The organism is Bradyrhizobium sp. (assembly GCF_030697065.1).
GTDB lineage: Bacteria > Pseudomonadota > Alphaproteobacteria > Rhizobiales > Xanthobacteraceae > Bradyrhizobium.
The window spans coordinates 1-14752 of sequence record NZ_JAUYQU010000318.1 but is presented as its reverse complement, the minus strand read 5'-3'; the positions used below and the strand labels follow the sequence as shown (position 1 = coordinate 14752).

The 14752-nt window shown below is 63.1% G+C and carries 14 protein-coding genes; 11 read left to right on the top strand and 3 right to left on the bottom strand.

All coding sequences use genetic code 11. The features are described 5' to 3' along the window. From Q8R73_RS25020 to Q8R73_RS25005, 4 genes are all read left to right on the top strand, one after another. Positions 1–618 (top strand): ferredoxin--NADP reductase (locus tag Q8R73_RS25020; protein WP_305722223.1); only part of this gene is annotated, 618 nt, incomplete at its 5' end. 205 nt (positions 619–823) lie between these two features. Further along, positions 824–2566, top strand: coding sequence for a fumarate reductase/succinate dehydrogenase flavoprotein subunit (locus Q8R73_RS25015; protein ID WP_305722222.1), 1743 nt, complete (start codon positions 824–826; stop codon positions 2564–2566). Between the two features lie 35 nt (positions 2567–2601). Then, positions 2602–2835: a ferredoxin family protein gene (locus Q8R73_RS25010; RefSeq protein WP_108522320.1), complete on the top strand. Its 234-nt coding sequence runs from the start codon at positions 2602–2604 to the stop codon at positions 2833–2835. Positions 2836–2839: 4 nt separating this feature from the next. After that, positions 2840–3814, top strand: coding sequence for a HEAT repeat domain-containing protein (locus Q8R73_RS25005; protein ID WP_305722221.1), 975 nt, complete (start codon positions 2840–2842; stop codon positions 3812–3814). A 52-nt stretch (positions 3815–3866) separates the two neighbouring features. Here Q8R73_RS25005 and Q8R73_RS25000 read toward each other — a convergent pair whose 3' ends face one another. Both Q8R73_RS25000 and Q8R73_RS24995 read right to left on the bottom strand, forming a co-directional pair. After that, positions 3867–4721 (bottom strand): universal stress protein, encoded by an 855-nt coding sequence (locus tag Q8R73_RS25000; protein ID WP_305722220.1) that lies wholly within the window; start codon positions 4719–4721, stop codon positions 3867–3869. A 9-nt stretch (positions 4722–4730) separates the two neighbouring features. Beyond that, a complete protein-coding gene (locus tag Q8R73_RS24995) occupies positions 4731–6221 on the bottom strand; it encodes a SulP family inorganic anion transporter (RefSeq protein ID WP_305722219.1) in 1491 nt (496 codons plus the stop codon). A gap of 471 nt (positions 6222–6692) precedes the next feature. Between Q8R73_RS24995 and Q8R73_RS24990 the strand changes: the two genes are divergently transcribed. The 7 genes from Q8R73_RS24990 (at position 6693) to Q8R73_RS24960 (ending at position 13301) form a co-directional block, all read left to right on the top strand. Further along, positions 6693–7454, top strand: a complete 762-nt coding sequence (locus tag Q8R73_RS24990) for a Crp/Fnr family transcriptional regulator (protein ID WP_305722218.1) — start codon at positions 6693–6695, stop codon at positions 7452–7454. A gap of 15 nt (positions 7455–7469) precedes the next feature. Beyond that, complete coding sequence (locus tag Q8R73_RS24985) at positions 7470–7610, top strand: hypothetical protein (protein ID WP_305722217.1); 141 nt, start codon at positions 7470–7472, stop codon at positions 7608–7610. A 101-nt stretch (positions 7611–7711) separates the two neighbouring features. Continuing rightward, the gene (locus tag Q8R73_RS24980) at positions 7712–8509 is read left to right on the top strand and encodes an ABC transporter ATP-binding protein (RefSeq protein ID WP_305722216.1); all 798 of its coding nucleotides are present in this window, start codon (positions 7712–7714) and stop codon (positions 8507–8509) included. 16 nt (positions 8510–8525) lie between these two features. Continuing rightward, positions 8526–9302: an ABC transporter permease gene (locus tag Q8R73_RS24975; RefSeq protein WP_305722215.1), complete on the top strand. Its 777-nt coding sequence runs from the start codon at positions 8526–8528 to the stop codon at positions 9300–9302. A gap of 22 nt (positions 9303–9324) precedes the next feature. Next, positions 9325–10281, top strand: a complete 957-nt coding sequence (locus Q8R73_RS24970; protein WP_305722214.1) for an ABC transporter substrate-binding protein — start codon at positions 9325–9327, stop codon at positions 10279–10281. A gap of 144 nt (positions 10282–10425) precedes the next feature. Next, a complete protein-coding gene (locus tag Q8R73_RS24965) occupies positions 10426–11658 on the top strand; it encodes a metallophosphoesterase (protein ID WP_305722213.1) in 1233 nt (410 codons plus the stop codon). A 371-nt stretch (positions 11659–12029) separates the two neighbouring features. Continuing rightward, positions 12030–13301 (top strand): ferric reductase-like transmembrane domain-containing protein, encoded by a 1272-nt coding sequence (locus Q8R73_RS24960; protein WP_305722212.1) that lies wholly within the window; start codon positions 12030–12032, stop codon positions 13299–13301. A gap of 424 nt (positions 13302–13725) precedes the next feature. Here the strand turns inward: Q8R73_RS24960 and Q8R73_RS24955 are convergent. Further along, positions 13726–14752: DUF4403 family protein (locus Q8R73_RS24955; protein WP_305722211.1), on the bottom strand; the 1027-nt coding region annotated here is incomplete at its 5' end.

The following is a 14752-nucleotide window of genomic DNA, read 5'->3' as shown; positions in this document are numbered from 1 at the left end:
TATTCGATGGCGAGCGCCAATCACGAGGAAGCGCTGGAATTCTTCTCCATCAAGGTCGCCGACGGCCCGCTGACCTCGAAGCTGCAGAAGATCAGGGAAGGCGATACCATCCTGGTCGGACGCAAGGCGACCGGCACGCTGATTTCGGACAATCTGATCCCGGGCAAGCGCCTGCTGCTGCTGTCGACCGGCACGGGTCTGGCGCCGTTCGCGAGCCTGATCAAGGATCCAGACGTCTACGACCGCTTCGACAGCATCGTGCTGGTCCATGGCTGCCGCCAGGTCTCCGAACTGGCTTACGGCGAGGAACTGGTGGCGAGGCTGCGCGACGACGAATTGTTCGGGCCGCTGCTGGGCGAGAAGCTGTCCTATTATCCGACCGTGACGCGCGAGCCGTTCCGCAACCGCGGTCGCATCACCGACCTGATCACCTCGGGCCATCTGTTCAGCGACATCCATCAGCCGCCGCTCGACATCGCAACCGACCGCATCATGATGTGCGGCAGCCCCGGCATGCTGGAAGAGCTGAAGGCGATGTTCGAGGCCGGCGGCTTTCTCGAAGGCAGCCACAGCGAGTCCGGCCATTTCGTCATCGAGAAGGCGTTCGTCGAGCGGTAGATGAAGGCTCGGGAGCGGACAAGTCGGTTCCGGCAACGGCGACGGCGTCATTTCTTCATCCGCTTCGCGCAGCACCCGAATAGTTTCATCATGCTGACAACTAATTGCTATCGCCCGCGACCGGCGTCTCTCATTCTACCCTGACGGCCATTCCCCGGATCTTCTGGAATGGAAATTGCTTCGAAGAAGACGAGGGATTTGCGCAATGGCGATGGATGAAATTGTCGACGGCCTCTCAGAGGTATCCTGCGACGTCCTGGTGATTGGCGGCGGCACCGCCGGGCCGATGGCGGCGCTGAAGGCGAAGCTCAAGAATCCGAAGGCCAACGTCGTCCTGCTGGAAAAGGCCAACGTGAAGCGCTCCGGCGCCATTTCGATGGGAATGGACGGGCTCAACAATGCAGTGATTCCCGGCTACGCCACGCCGGAGCAATACACCAAGGAAATTACCATCGCCAATGACGGCATCGTCGACCAGAAGGCCGTCTACAAATATGCGGAGCGGTGCTACGGAATTATCGAGGAACTCGACAGCTTCGGCATCCGCTTCCTGAAGAACGAAAACGGCGACTATGCCGTCAAGAAGGTGCACCATATCGGCACCTATGTGCTGCCGATGCCGAACGGCGAGACCGTCAAGAAGGCCATCTACCGGCAGCTGCGCCGCGCCCGCATCCTGATTTCCAACCGCTACATGGCGACCCGGCTGTTGACCGGCAGTGACGGCCGCATTGCCGGCGCGATCAGCGTCAATACCCGCACCGCGGAGGTCTTGGTGATCAAGGCCAAGGCGGTGATCCTGTGCATGGGGGCGGCCGGCCGGCTCGGGTTGCCGACGTCCGGCTACATGTTCGGCACCTACGAGAACGCGGCGAATTCCGGCGACGGCTATGCGATGGCCTATCACGCCGGCGCGGCGCTGGCGAACCTCGAATGCTTTCAGATCAATCCCCTGATCAAGGATTACAACGGCCCCGCCTGCGCCTATGTCGCGGGCCCGTTCGGCGCGTTCACGGCCAACAACGAGGGCTCGCGCTTCATCGAATGCGACTACTGGTCCGGCCAGATGATGCTCGAATTCTACAACGAGTTGCAGTCGGGCAAGGGACCGGTGTTTCTCAAGCTCGACCATCTGCACGAAGACACCATCAGCGAAATCGAAACCACGCTGCACAAGGTCGAGCGCCCGACGCGCGGCCTGTTCCACGAAGGGCGCAAGACCGACTACCGGCAGGAACCGATCGAGATGCACATCTCGGAAATCGGATTCTGTTCGGGACACAGCGCCTCCGGCGTGTTCGTCGACGAATTCGCGCGGACCACGGTACCCGGCCTCTACGCCGCCGGCGACATGGCCAGCGTCCCGCACAATTACATGCTCGGCGCCTTCACCAACGGATCGGTCGCCGGCGAGGACGCGATGGAATACGCCGACAACACCGATTTCGCCAGTTTCGATGCCGCCGATATCGAAAGGGAGCGGGAGCGGGTGATGGCGCCGACCAGGCGCGAGGATGGCATTCCGCCGAACCAGATCGAATACAAGGCCCGGCGCCTGGTGAACGACTACCTGCAGCCGCCGAAAGTCACCCGCAAGTTCGAACTGGGCCAGCGGCGCCTCGCCGAAGTGCGCGAGGACATGGAAACAAGGATGATCGCCCGCAACGCCCACGAATTGCTGCGTGCGCTGGAGACGCAGTCGATCGTCGATTGCGCCGACATGGCGGCGCATGCGTCGCTGTATCGCACCGAAAGCCGCTGGGGCCTCTATCACCTGCGCACCGACTATCCCGAGAAGGATGACGAGAACTGGTTCTGCCATTCGCTTCTGAGCAAGAAGGACGGCCGCATGGCGAGCGAGAAGCGGGCGGTCGAGCCCTACATCGTTCCGATCGGCGAGGATGAAAAGGATCTTTACGACAAGCAGCGCATCCGCGCCAGCGCCTGACAACAGCAGCAGTTTTTCCGGATTGGAGCCGATCGATGCCCCTCGCAAGTTACCAGACCTCCGTTCCCGTCGTCGTCGACGACGCCAAATGCATCGCGGACAAGGGCTGCACGGTATGCGTCGACGTTTGCCCGCTCGACGTCCTGCGCATCAGCGACATGACCGGCAAGGCCTTCATGGCCTATGACGAATGCTGGTACTGCATGCCGTGCGAAGCCGACTGCCCGACCGGCGCGGTCACGGTCAACATCCCCTATCTGCTCAGGTGAGTTCATGGCTGATCCGTTCGAATCCTACGACGATCTCGACGACATCGATGATCGCCTGCATGCCGCCGATCCAGGCGAGCGCCGGGTCGCGATCATTGCGATCGGGCATAGCGGCGATCCCGCCGCCGTCGCGCATCTCGATCGCATGACCTCGGATCCGGATCCGGGGGTGCGACAGCAGGTGGCGCTGGCGCTCGGCGAATTCGACGGCCCCGAAGCGGCGGCGGCGCTGGTCAAGGTCCTCGTCGATCCGGAACAGGCGGTGGCGAATGCCGCCGCCGACAGCATGGCGGAACTGAAGGATCCGGGCTGCGCCGATGCCATCCTGCCGCTGGTCAGTCACGCCCACGCCTTCGTGCGGATGGCAAGCCTGCGGGCGCTGAAGGAATTGCGGCGCAAGGATACGCTGAAGCCGGCGCTGGATGCGCTGCGCGATACCGATGCGGCGGTGCGCGTACAGGCCATCGGCGTGATCGGTTTTCTCAAGATGGAGGAGTCCATTCCGGCGCTGACCTCGGTGACGACGGATGCCGATGCGCATGTGCGCCGTGCGGCGGTCAGCGCGCTGGCGTTTTCCCAGATGAAGCCCGCGGCCGAGTCGATCACGCGGGCGCTCGCCGATACCGACTGGATGGTGCGCGAGGTCGCGGCCGAGACGCTGGGTACCAACGTCAACGGCATGCATGCCACGGACCCGCTGATCAATGCGTTGACCGACGAGTTCTGGCAGGTCCGGTTGAAGGCGGTCCGAAGCCTCGGTAAGATGAAGGTGGCCCGCGCGGTTCCCGCGATCGGCGCCTGCATCTCGCACGCGCAGGCAAACCTGCGCAAGGAAGCCGCGGCCGCGCTCGGCGAAATCGCCGATCCCGGCGGCCGCAAGTTCCTCGAACCGATTGTCGACGATCCCGATCCCGAGGTCCGCAAGAATGCGCGCTGGGCGATGCAGCAGATCGTCGCGAGGAAGGGCGCGCTGGGATAGGCCTGTCCCAGGGCGCGGGCCGTCACCTTGAGGCGCTTTCCCGCGGCGATCCCTAGCGAAACAGCATCACTGGAACCTTGCAGGACCGTATCATTTCCGTTGTCGTGCTGCCGATGATCAGGTTGCGCAGACGGGTATGGCCGTAGGCTCCCATCACCAGCAGGTCGATCTGCTGTGCCTCCACATAGGCAGCGATGGCTGCCTCGGGCGGCCCCTTGAGCAGTTTGGCTTCGACAGAATATCCGGCGTCGCGCAAACGCTTGCCGGCGTCTTCCAGCGCCTCCTGCGCCTCGGCGGTTTCGGAGGCGACCGTCAGGATATGGCATGGCAGACCGGGGAAGAGCGAGCCGCGCGCGATGTGATCGACCGCCTTCTGGCTGCTGCCCCCGCCGTCGAAGGCGATCAGGAAACGCTTGACGTCCTGAAAGGAGCGGGAGGCCACGAAAACGGGCTTCTGGCTGGCGCGGACGATACGCTCTAGGTTTGAACCGAGATGAAGCCTGGCAAAGTCGGCGGCTTCGCCGCGCTTGCCGACGATGACGAGATCGGCATCCGCTTCGAGTTCATTCACGGTCTCGACCAGATCGCCATGGCGAAGTTTGGTTGAGACGTCTCGGACGCCGGCGGCCAGCACCCTGGTCCTGGCTTCGGTCAGGATGGCCCGCCCGCGCTTTTGCGACAGCTTGGCCTTCTGCTCGTCCAGCGAGGCGAGTTCCGCAAGCAGATTGTCGCGCGCGTCGACGTCGAGGTTGCCGCTGAAATCCGCCGGTGCGCTGGAAACGTCGCGGCGGCCGAGCACGTGCAGCAGTTCGACCGATGCCGAGGTTCGAAGGGCGATCCAGGCGGTATAGTCACAGATGCTTTGCAAATAGACGGACCCGTCCAGCAGTGCGAGTAATTTCGTCATCGTTGCTCCCTAGTGCCCCAACAGGCGTTCCATTGCGCCGGGCTTGTCGTGAATCGCGAGCTTGTCGACGATGGTCTCGCTCGCCTGATTGAGGCCGATGATTTCGACTTCCGCTCCCTCGCGGCGGAATTTCAGGACGACGATGTCAAGCGCACCGACGCTGGAAATATCCCAGATATGAGCACGGCTGACGTCGATCGTCACCTTGTCCAGCGCCTCCTTGAAATCGAAGGCGGCGTTGAAATCCTCCGTTGAGGCGAAGAACAGCTGCCCCTCGACGATGTAGGTTCGCGCAGCCCCGTCTTCCGACAGCACCGAACTCACCCTGAAGATCTGGGCGATCTTCCAGGCGAAGAAAATGCCGGACAGCAGGACGCCCACCAGGACTCCGATCGCCAGGTTGTGGGTAGCGACCACGCCGACCACCGTGGCGAGCATCACGATACTGGAACTGCGCGGGTGCGTCCTCAGATTCCTGATCGATGTCCAGCTGAACGTGCCGATCGACACCATGATCATGATCGCGACCAGCGCCGCCATCGGGATCATCTTCACCCAGTTGCCCAGCACGACGATCAGGAAGAGCAGGGCAACGCCGGCGAAGAACGTGGAGAGCCGGCCCCGGCCGCCGGATTTTATGTTGATCACGGACTGGCCGATCATGGCGCATCCGGCCATGCCGCCGATGAAGCCCGTGGCCAGGTTTGCGACGCCCTGGCCGACGCATTCGCGGTTCTTGTTGCTTGACGTATCGGTCAGTTCATCGACGATCGAGGCGGTCATCAGCGACTCGAGCAGGCCGACCGCGGCGACAGCGACCGAGTAGGGGAGAATGATCAGGAAGGTGGTGAGGTTGAGGGGAATGTCCGGCAGCAGGAAGACCGGCAGGGTCGAGGGCAACTCGCCCATGTCGCCGACCGTGCGAATGTCGAGCTTGAGCGCGAGTGCGACGGCGGTCAGAACGACGATGCAGATCAGCGGCGAGGGCACGATTTTGGTCAGGCGAGGGAAGCCATAAATAATCGCGAGGCCCGCCGCGACCATCGCATAGGTCGGCCACCGCACGCCCAGCAGTTCCGGCAGTTGCGCCATGAAAATCAGGATCGCGAGCGCGTTGACGAATCCCGTCATCACCGAACGGGACACGAAGCGCATCACGTATCCGAGGCGCGCGATACCTGCAAAGATCTGTATGACGCCGGCCAGCACGGTGGCGGCCAGCAGGTATTGCAGCCCGTGCTCCTTCACGAGCGTGACCATCAGGACGGCGGTGGCGGCCGTCGCTGCCGAGATCATGCCGGGCCGGCCGCCGACAAACGCGGTGATCACCGCGATGGAAAACGAGGCATAGAGGCCGACCTTGGGGTCGACGCCCGCGATGATCGAAAATGCAATCGCTTCCGGAATCAGCGCCAGCGCGACCACCAGTCCGGCCAGAATATCGCCTCGGATGTTGCCGAACCATTCGGTTCGAAGCCGGTGGAATGCGGTCTTGTTCAAGGATTGTCTCCAGGGCGGAGTCCATCAGGGTGGACAGAAAGCGATCGGGATGACTGGGAAATGAGGCGGTACGCGAGCAACGCTCACACACAGCACTGCCAGGAAGCGGAGCGATCCACAGTTCAACTGGCGGCGTGCGGAATATGCGTCGATCTACATCGGTACGAATGCCTGCCGGGGTACGAATGCTTGCTGGAACAGCCGTCGGCAAAATGCTGCAGCGGGTCAGCTCCGCATAGAGAGTGAACGGCCCAATTGCAATAGGCGGATTGCCCGCGGGAGTACCAGCAGCCTTGCTGCAAAGGATCGACGCGCCCGACCATCGGATATGTGGGGCGCCTCACCAGCCGCTGAGTTCCTGACTGCGTCGCAGCCCCGACAGCCCGGCGATCCGGACATGTACCCTGGTGCCGCTTTCCGCCGTTTGGCCTGTTAATTGCTAGCATGACCCTGAACGATGAGAGGCTTGTCATGCTGCAGATCGATGCCCGCGGCGACCCTTCTCCTTTGGTCGAGCCCGGCCGCTCCAAGGTCCTCGTGCTGTCCGAGACCGAATCCCTCGAAGGGCGCAAGCCGTTCCTGCTGGACCGGCTGACTCCGCGGGAGCGCGAATACGTCATTGGTCAGTGCACGCCGAAACTGGCAAAGCGCCATTCCACGGTGTTTCGCCAGGGCGAGACCCAGAAGGGGATTTTTCTGATCATGTCCGGCGGCGTGCGGGTATTCTATGCCGCGCCGTCAGGACGGGAGATCACGCGGGCCTACTGGTTTGCCGGAAACTTCATCGGCGGACCGGACGTGTTCGCGCAGACCCGCAATATGTGGTCGGCGGTAGCCATTCGGGACACCAGTCTGCTGCTGCTTCCGAGTGCAACCCTGCACTTGCTTTGTGCGCGCATGCCGAATCTCGCGCTCGGGCTCATCGAGGCCATGGTCTTCAAGGGCCGGTGCTATGCGGCCATGGCGCAAATGCTGGGAACCCGGACCGCCGGCGAGCGCATGACGCGCGTGCTGCTGCTGCTCGCCGAGATGTATGGAGTCGAGACCGAGCAAGGTGTAGCCATCAACGTGCCGATCACCCACGAGGAAATCTCGCACATGGTCGGAGCGACTCGCCAATGGGTCACCATTGGGCTGAAGCGGCTGCAAGCGGACGGGATCATCGAGGCGGGCCGCGGCAAGCTGCTGATCCGGAAGCTCGACCTGCTCGCGGGCCTCGCCACCGCACACTGACACCCTGGTGGCGACATGGCCGAGCGCGGCGCCTTCCTTGCAGTTTCTTCTTTGCAACTTGTTGTCGTTTGCCGGCCGATCTCGATTGAGCATTGCGCCGGCATCGTCGAGCTTGGCAGGCACCATCGCGGCGGCGCCGCAGCCGCCCTGTCCTGAGGAAGGTTATTGTCTTGGCTGTCTCCCTGCGTCCTGGCTTGGCTCTTGCCTCGGATCGTTCGCCGCCCAATGGAAGCGCAGGAGTCTGGGCACCCTCTGGCGTGCCGGCTCACCCGACCGACCAGGGCAGGATCGAAGGGCGCGGGCTTGCGATGCGCTTCGAGACGAAATCGGGTCCGGTCGTCGCGCTCGATGATCTCGACATCGAGATTTGTCCCGGTGAATTCGTCGCCTTGCTCGGCCCGTCCGGATGCGGGAAATCCACGCTGCTCAACGTCGTTGCGGGAATCCTCAAGCCGACCAGCGGAACGATTGCGGTCGATGGCAAGCCGGTGAAAGGCACCAATCCGGACTGCGGCATCGTGTTTCAGAATCACTCGCTGTTTCCCTGGATGTCGGTCCTGGAAAATGTTGCGTTCGGTCCGAAGATGCTGGGTCGTGCCGATCCGATCGGCACGGCGCGCACCTTCCTGTCGCTGGTGGGCCTGGAGAAGCAGGCTTCGGCATGGCCCGCCAGCCTGTCCGGCGGGATGCAGCAGCGCGTCGGCATCGCCCGGGCGCTCGCCACCTATCCTCCGGTGCTGCTGATGGACGAGCCGTTCGGCGCGCTCGATGCGCAGACCCGCTCGATCATGCAGGAAGAGCTTCTGAAGATCTGGTCGCAGTTCAGGACGACGGTGATTTTCGTCACCCATGACATCGAGGAGGCCATCTTCCTGGCCGATCGGGTCGTCGTCATGAAGACCCTTCCCGGCGGCATCAAGCAACAGGTGCCGATCGAACTGCCGCGGCCGCGCGACCCGTCGATGATCAAGTCTGAACTGTTCAATCGATATCGCGGCGAGATATTCGAGCTGATCCGGGAAGAGACCTTGAAGGTGTTTCGCAGCGCCGATTGATTGAGGGAGCGTAAGGATGGCGACGGCAAATTCAGGTGCGAAGGGCGCAGGGCGCTGGGGCTGGGCGCTGGCCGGCATCACGCTGTTCCTGCTGCTCTGGACCCTGGCGTCGATCCGGATCGGCAATGCCGTCCTGCTTCCCAAGCCTCATTCGGTTCTGCTCGGATTCGTCGAACTGCTGCGCGAAGGCAGCCTGGTCGGAGATGTGCTGGCCAGCCTGCGGCGGGTGATCGGGGGATTCCTGATCGCGTCGTCGATCGCAGTTCCGCTGGCGTTGTTGATGTCGTTCTTCAGGCCGTTGAATCTCCTGCTGTCGCCGATCGTCAGCTTCCTCCGGCCGATTCCGCCGATCGCCTGGATTCCGATTGCCATTCTCTGGTTCGGCATCGGCGATCCCCCGAGCTACTTCATCACCGCGCTGGCCGCGTTCTTCCCGATCTTCATCAACAGCTTCGCCGGCGGCAATGCGGTGCGGGCCGAGCACGTCCATGCCGCACGTTCGCTCGGCGCGGGACCGCGCGCGCTGTTCGCCCGCATCTATCTGCCCTCCGCGATGCCGATGATCTCGACCGGGCTGCGGATCGGGCTTGGTCAATCGTGGATGGCCGTCGTCACGGCCGAACTGATCGCCGCCCAATCCGGGCTCGGCTACATGATTCAGGCCAATCGGCTGTCACTGGAAACCAGTCTGGTGCTGGTGGGAATGTGCACCATCGGCCTGCTCGGGGCGCTGATGTCGGTCGCGCTCGAGGCCCTGGAGCGGCACGTGTTGATACCCTGGAAACAGGCCTGAACGTTCAACCTGGAGAGAACCCATGCGAGCCATCAACACCAACCGTGTCCGCAGCCTTGTCGTCGTTGCGCTGTCTATTGCAGCCGTGGCCTGCGCCGTGCCGGGGGTGGCGAATGCCGACCAGCCCGTGATGCGAATTGCGTTTCCGAGCGGCATGAACGGCCAGATCGTGGTGACGATGGACAAGGCGGGAATTGCCGAACAGAGCGGCCTGAAGGCCAAGTTCGATTCGTTCCAGTACGGACCCCCGATGATGGAGGCGCTGGCTGCGGGCTCGATCGATGCGGTGGTGACCAGCCTGATGCCGGTGACGTCGTATGCCGCAAAGATCCCCGGCGACATCAGGATCGTTGCGATGGTCGGTCAGTCGAGCCACTCGCTGATGGTGGACAAGAGCGGCGGAATCGCCACGCTCGACGCGCTTGCCGGAAAAAAGCTCGGGGTCTCCTTCGGCTCGGATTCACATCTCGATACCCTGGTGTGGCTGAAGGAGAAGGGGCTTGCCGACAAGATTTCACTGGTCAATATCGCCCCCGCCGAACTCGCTACCGCGCTGGGCAACAAGTCGGTCGATGCGATCGTCATCCGTCAGCCGCAGGTGTTGAGGCTGCAGCAGCAGTCGGGCGCCCAGATTCTGCATACCTGGCCGTTCCGTTTCGTTTCGATCGTCAAGACGAAATTCATCGCCGAGCATCCGCAGGAAGTGGAGAAGTACATTGCCGCCCTGCGCAAGGCGATCCTGTTCATTGCGCAGAACCAGCAGAAATCGGCGGAGTGGTTCGGCGAGTACCTCCGGACGGACCCTGCCGTTGTCATGGCGGCGTCGAAGGACGATCCGTTCTATGCGGCTACGGACCTCGGTCAGATCGACATTGCCGTGAAGCCCGACAGCCGTGCCCTGATCGGAAAATGGGCCGCGGACGCCTTTGAACACAAGATGATCAGGCAGAAGCTCGATCTGGATTCGCTCTTCCGATAGCCGGCCGCTCCGGCGACCGGGAGAGCCACCCGGTCGCCGATCCAGTTGGCAATTAGTTGTAGCGCTCCGTCCGTTTTTCGTTTCGCAACCGTCAGCTTCATTCCAGATTGTGCGCATCAGTCCGAATGTCGAAGGATCCCGCAAATGAGCGAACGTCAACCGAAGTCCCATGTCGCCAGGCCGAACGAGGCGGAGACTTTCCAGCTTTGGGTGTTCTCCGATGCACATGTCGCCACCGACAAGGCGGTGTCGGCGGCGATACGCAACGGCATGGAGTTCACGCCGCCCGCAGCCTATCCCGAGAGCCTGGCGTCGGCGCTTCGACAGTCCGAGTTCGGCGGCGACCTTGGCGGCCCGCCGTTCCGCTGGGATATCGCGCTCGACCTCGGCGACAATGCCGGCTTGTGGGATCTGCCCGACGACGAGCAGGGACGCGAGGTGGTGCGGCAGTTCGGCGTGCTCGAGCATCATCGCCGCGAGCAGATCTATTCGGTCGCCGGCAATCACGACGCCTCGCCGGGCAATGCGCCGTCCAGCGCCGGCAAGCCGGCGAACTGGTGGTTCCGCAAATGGGTCGATCCGATGGGCGAAAACATGGAGACATCGGGGGTCGACGCTTCGCGACGACCGTATGCCGCGAAAGGCAGTTGGGAACGCTACGCCTTCGGCGTCGGCAACCTCCGCTTTCTGATGATGAGCGATCGCAACGATCTGCCGTTTCCGGTCGGGCGTCGCGAGTTCGGCGGCGGTTCGCCGGCCGGTGCGGTGACCAGCGATACCTGGGCGTGGTGGCAGGAAAATGTGGAGGCTGCCAAAGACGATATCGTCATCAGCTGCCATCATCACATGCTGCGGGAAACCACCGTGGCTTCCGGTGATTTCGAGGGGGTCTCCAGATATCCCGACGGTCGCTATCGCCACGGCCGCTACCATGGGGTCGACGGCGTGCCCGAGGGCGCGTCCTATCTGTACTTCGTCGATGAGGAACCGAAGGCGCAGCGGTTCGAACAATATCTGGAGAAGAATCCGGGTTCGGTCGATCTCTGGCTCGGGGGACATACCCATACCTTCCCCGACGACGTCGTCAGCGGACGCGGCCATGTCGAGCGGAAATGGGGCACCAATTTCGTCAACTGCGCGCAACTGTCGAAGTATCATTCGTTCGTGACGTGTCCGCCGATGAGCCGGCATTTCACCTTCACGGTCGGTTCCCCGCTGGTACGCGTCCGCTGCTATCTGCACGACGATACCCATGCGCCCCAGGGCTGGTACGCTCCGGCGGAACGCGTCCTCGAATTCAGCAAGCCGTTCGTTATGAACGGCGACAGTGTCCCGGCCCCGGCGAAGCAATTCAGCCGCGCGCTCGAGCCGTCGTGAGACCGCGGAAGACCTTGCCGTCAATCACAGGCGTGTGCAGATCGCTCCGGAAACCGGACTGATCGTCGCAGGACCGCCGGGTCCCGGAACAACCGCAATATCGGATCGTTGAACTACGTCGGCGCGCGCCCAGCATTTCGCGCGCCGAAATACGTTGCCGGCTGTCGGCGTCCTGGAGCGTGACAGTTCTCCCGGTAGCGCTGTTGGGTTACGGGTTGGACGAAGCCCGAAACTGCAACTCATCGCATAATGCGAATGCCGCCCGGATCGTCAAAGTGGCGCATCTTGCGGGATCGTCAGTATGCGAGCGTGGGAGGGAAGATGTGACGCGAAAAGGTGTAATCTGGATCGCGATATATCTCCTTGCGGCCATGGCGCCGCTGGCGGTGCTGCTTGCCGGCCAAATGCCACCCAGCAAGGGATTCTGGTGGGACTTCTCCATAGCCCTCGGTTTTGCCGGAATGGGCATGATGGGAATTCAGTTCGCGCTGACGTCGCGATTCAAGATCGCGACTCGGGCGTTTGGGATCGATATCGTCTACCTGTTTCACCGCTATTTGGCGATCATCGCGCTCGCGGTGGTACTGGCCCATTTCGCCATATTCTGGTTCTTCCACCCAGACGCGCTCGGCGATCTCGATCCGCGCACGGCGCGGACCGAATTGACGCTGGGACGCGCGGCGCTGTTGCTGTTTGGGCTCGCGGTCGTGACCTCCGAGTTCCGCAAGCTGTTACGGCTGGAGTATGGCCTGTGGCGATATGCACATGTCGCGTTCGCCACGCTGGGATTTGCCGCCGCGATCGGACACATCGTCGGCGTAGGCTACTACATCGAGGCCCCGGGCAAGCGCGCATTGTGGCTGTCGGTGACGCTGTTCTGGGCTCTGGCAGTCGTCTGGGTGCGCATCCTCAAGCCCTGGAGCCAATTGCGCCATCCCTATCGGGTGATCGAGGTGCGCCCGGAGCGCGACAATACCTGGACGCTGGCGCTCGAGCCCAGCGGACACGATGGACTGTCGCGTTTCATGCCCGGCCAGTTCGCATGGCTGACGCTCCGCTGCTCGCCCTTCCTGCTGCGGGAGCACCCGTTCTCGATCGTCTCTGCGCCAGAGCGCCTGCCGCGGATCGAGTTCGGCATCAAGGAGCTCGGCGATTTCACGGCCACGATCGGTGGCGTCAAGCCGGGCGAGATAGCGTATCTCGACGGGCCGTATGGCGTGTTCTCCGTCGATCGCAACCAGGATGCCCGTGGTTTCGTCGGCATAGTCGGTGGCATCGGGATTACGCCACTCCTCAGTATGCTCCGAAGCCTGGCCGAACGCAGCGACCACCGGCCGGTCTGGCTTTTCTACGGCAGTAATTCCTGGGACACGGTGGTCTATCGCGAGGAGATCGAGAAGTTGAAGAAATGTCTCAACCTCACTGTCGTCTACATTCTGGAGAAGCCACCCGACGGCTGGGACGGCGAAACAGGACACCTCGACGCGCAGATGCTGGAGCGTCATCTGCCGAAGCGGGGGCGCGACGAACTGCGTTACTTCCTGTGCGGTCCGGTGCCGATGACCAACGCGGCAGAGAAGGGGCTTCACGCGCTGGGCGTGCCGGCGTCGCGGATTCAGACCGAAATCTTCGAGTTGGTCTAGGGAGCGAACCATGCGCCGGAAAACCGCTTTGCTGCTCGCCCTGGCGACGGGAGTCGCCGTGGTGGGCATGGCACTGGCCTTCGCCATCCTGCATTAGCCCGGAACGCCGCGGGAACAGTGCGAGAGTGCGTCCATTTGCCTGCGAAACGCAGCTCCTCCGGAAGCATTGTGTCTTCAGATAACCCGAAACATCGCCCGGATGCTCAGGAGACCAACGTGATGAACAAGCAATCAACACAATCTGCCGAAACCCCGACTGTCAAGACGGCCGTGGAAGCGAGAGGGGCAAAGACCATCAGGGGCGGCGCAATACGCCGGGTCATGCTCACTTCCGTCGTACTTGCGGCTGTCGCGATGTTCATTGCGTTCTTGGTCGTTCGCTAGCACGAGCTTGCGTTTTCATCGGGCGGCCGCGCCGCCGCCGTCACAGTCCCGGCAGCGCGGACAGGTAGACGTTCATCATGCCGTCGGCTTCGGCGATCACGCGCAGCGTCTTCGAATCGAAGGCGATTTCGGCGAGCCGCAGGCTGGTGATTTCGGCGGCGACCCGGATGCCGTCCTCGTTCTTCTGGAAGTCGGCGATTACGGCGGCGATCTTCCTCTGTGCATTGCTGGCGAACGGCTTCAGGTCGATGGTGGCCCTGTCGGCCAGTGCCCGCTGCAGATGCGGCATCGCCGCGCGGGCCGCGGCGCCCAGCAGCCCGAACGCGGCTTCGGATTCCACCGCGAGTTCGATATTGACCAGCCGCAGCGTCTGCTGCGCCTGATCGAGCACCGGCCTGCCCCAGATATGGACATTTGCCTCGCCGCCGAAGCCGAAGAAGCTCTTCTTCTCTTTGGCGTTGACCAGCAGCGAGATCAGCAGCCGGTCACCGGAGGCCGCGACGCTGGCGCGCTTGACGGTAACGTCGACGCCGCCGGAACCGTCCTCGGGAAAGGTGCGGCCCGCGAACTGCGCCTCAACGAGCTTGTTGATCTCGGTGAAGGGCATGTCGATCGGCACGCCGATGCTGACGCCTCCCGGCGTCGGCGGGATGATGGTGATGGTCGCGGGGAACGGGCAGTCCGGCCTGGTCTGCACCGGCGTGATGCGGGTCTCGGCCTCGATGCCGAGCGTCAGCGTCACCGCCGAGGCATCGACCCGCGGCTGCGCCGCGATCGCGCGGGTCGGCCGCAGTTCCAGCCACAGCGCCGGCTGCGTCGATGTCGCGCCGGTGCCTTGCAGCGGAATCGACCGGCAGGCCCTGGCCCACTGGATCCGCGCGTTCTGCTCCAGGGCCGGATCGTTGCGGATCCGCGCCTGCGCCACCGCGATCTGTTCGGCCACCGTCTTGTCGATCAGCGGTTTGACCTGCGCCGGCACGTTGACGCGCGCGCCCGCCACCACGAGGCTGGTGTCGCCGAGTTTGACCTGCGCCGCCAGATTGGGCTCGACGCGCCAGGCGGCGGCG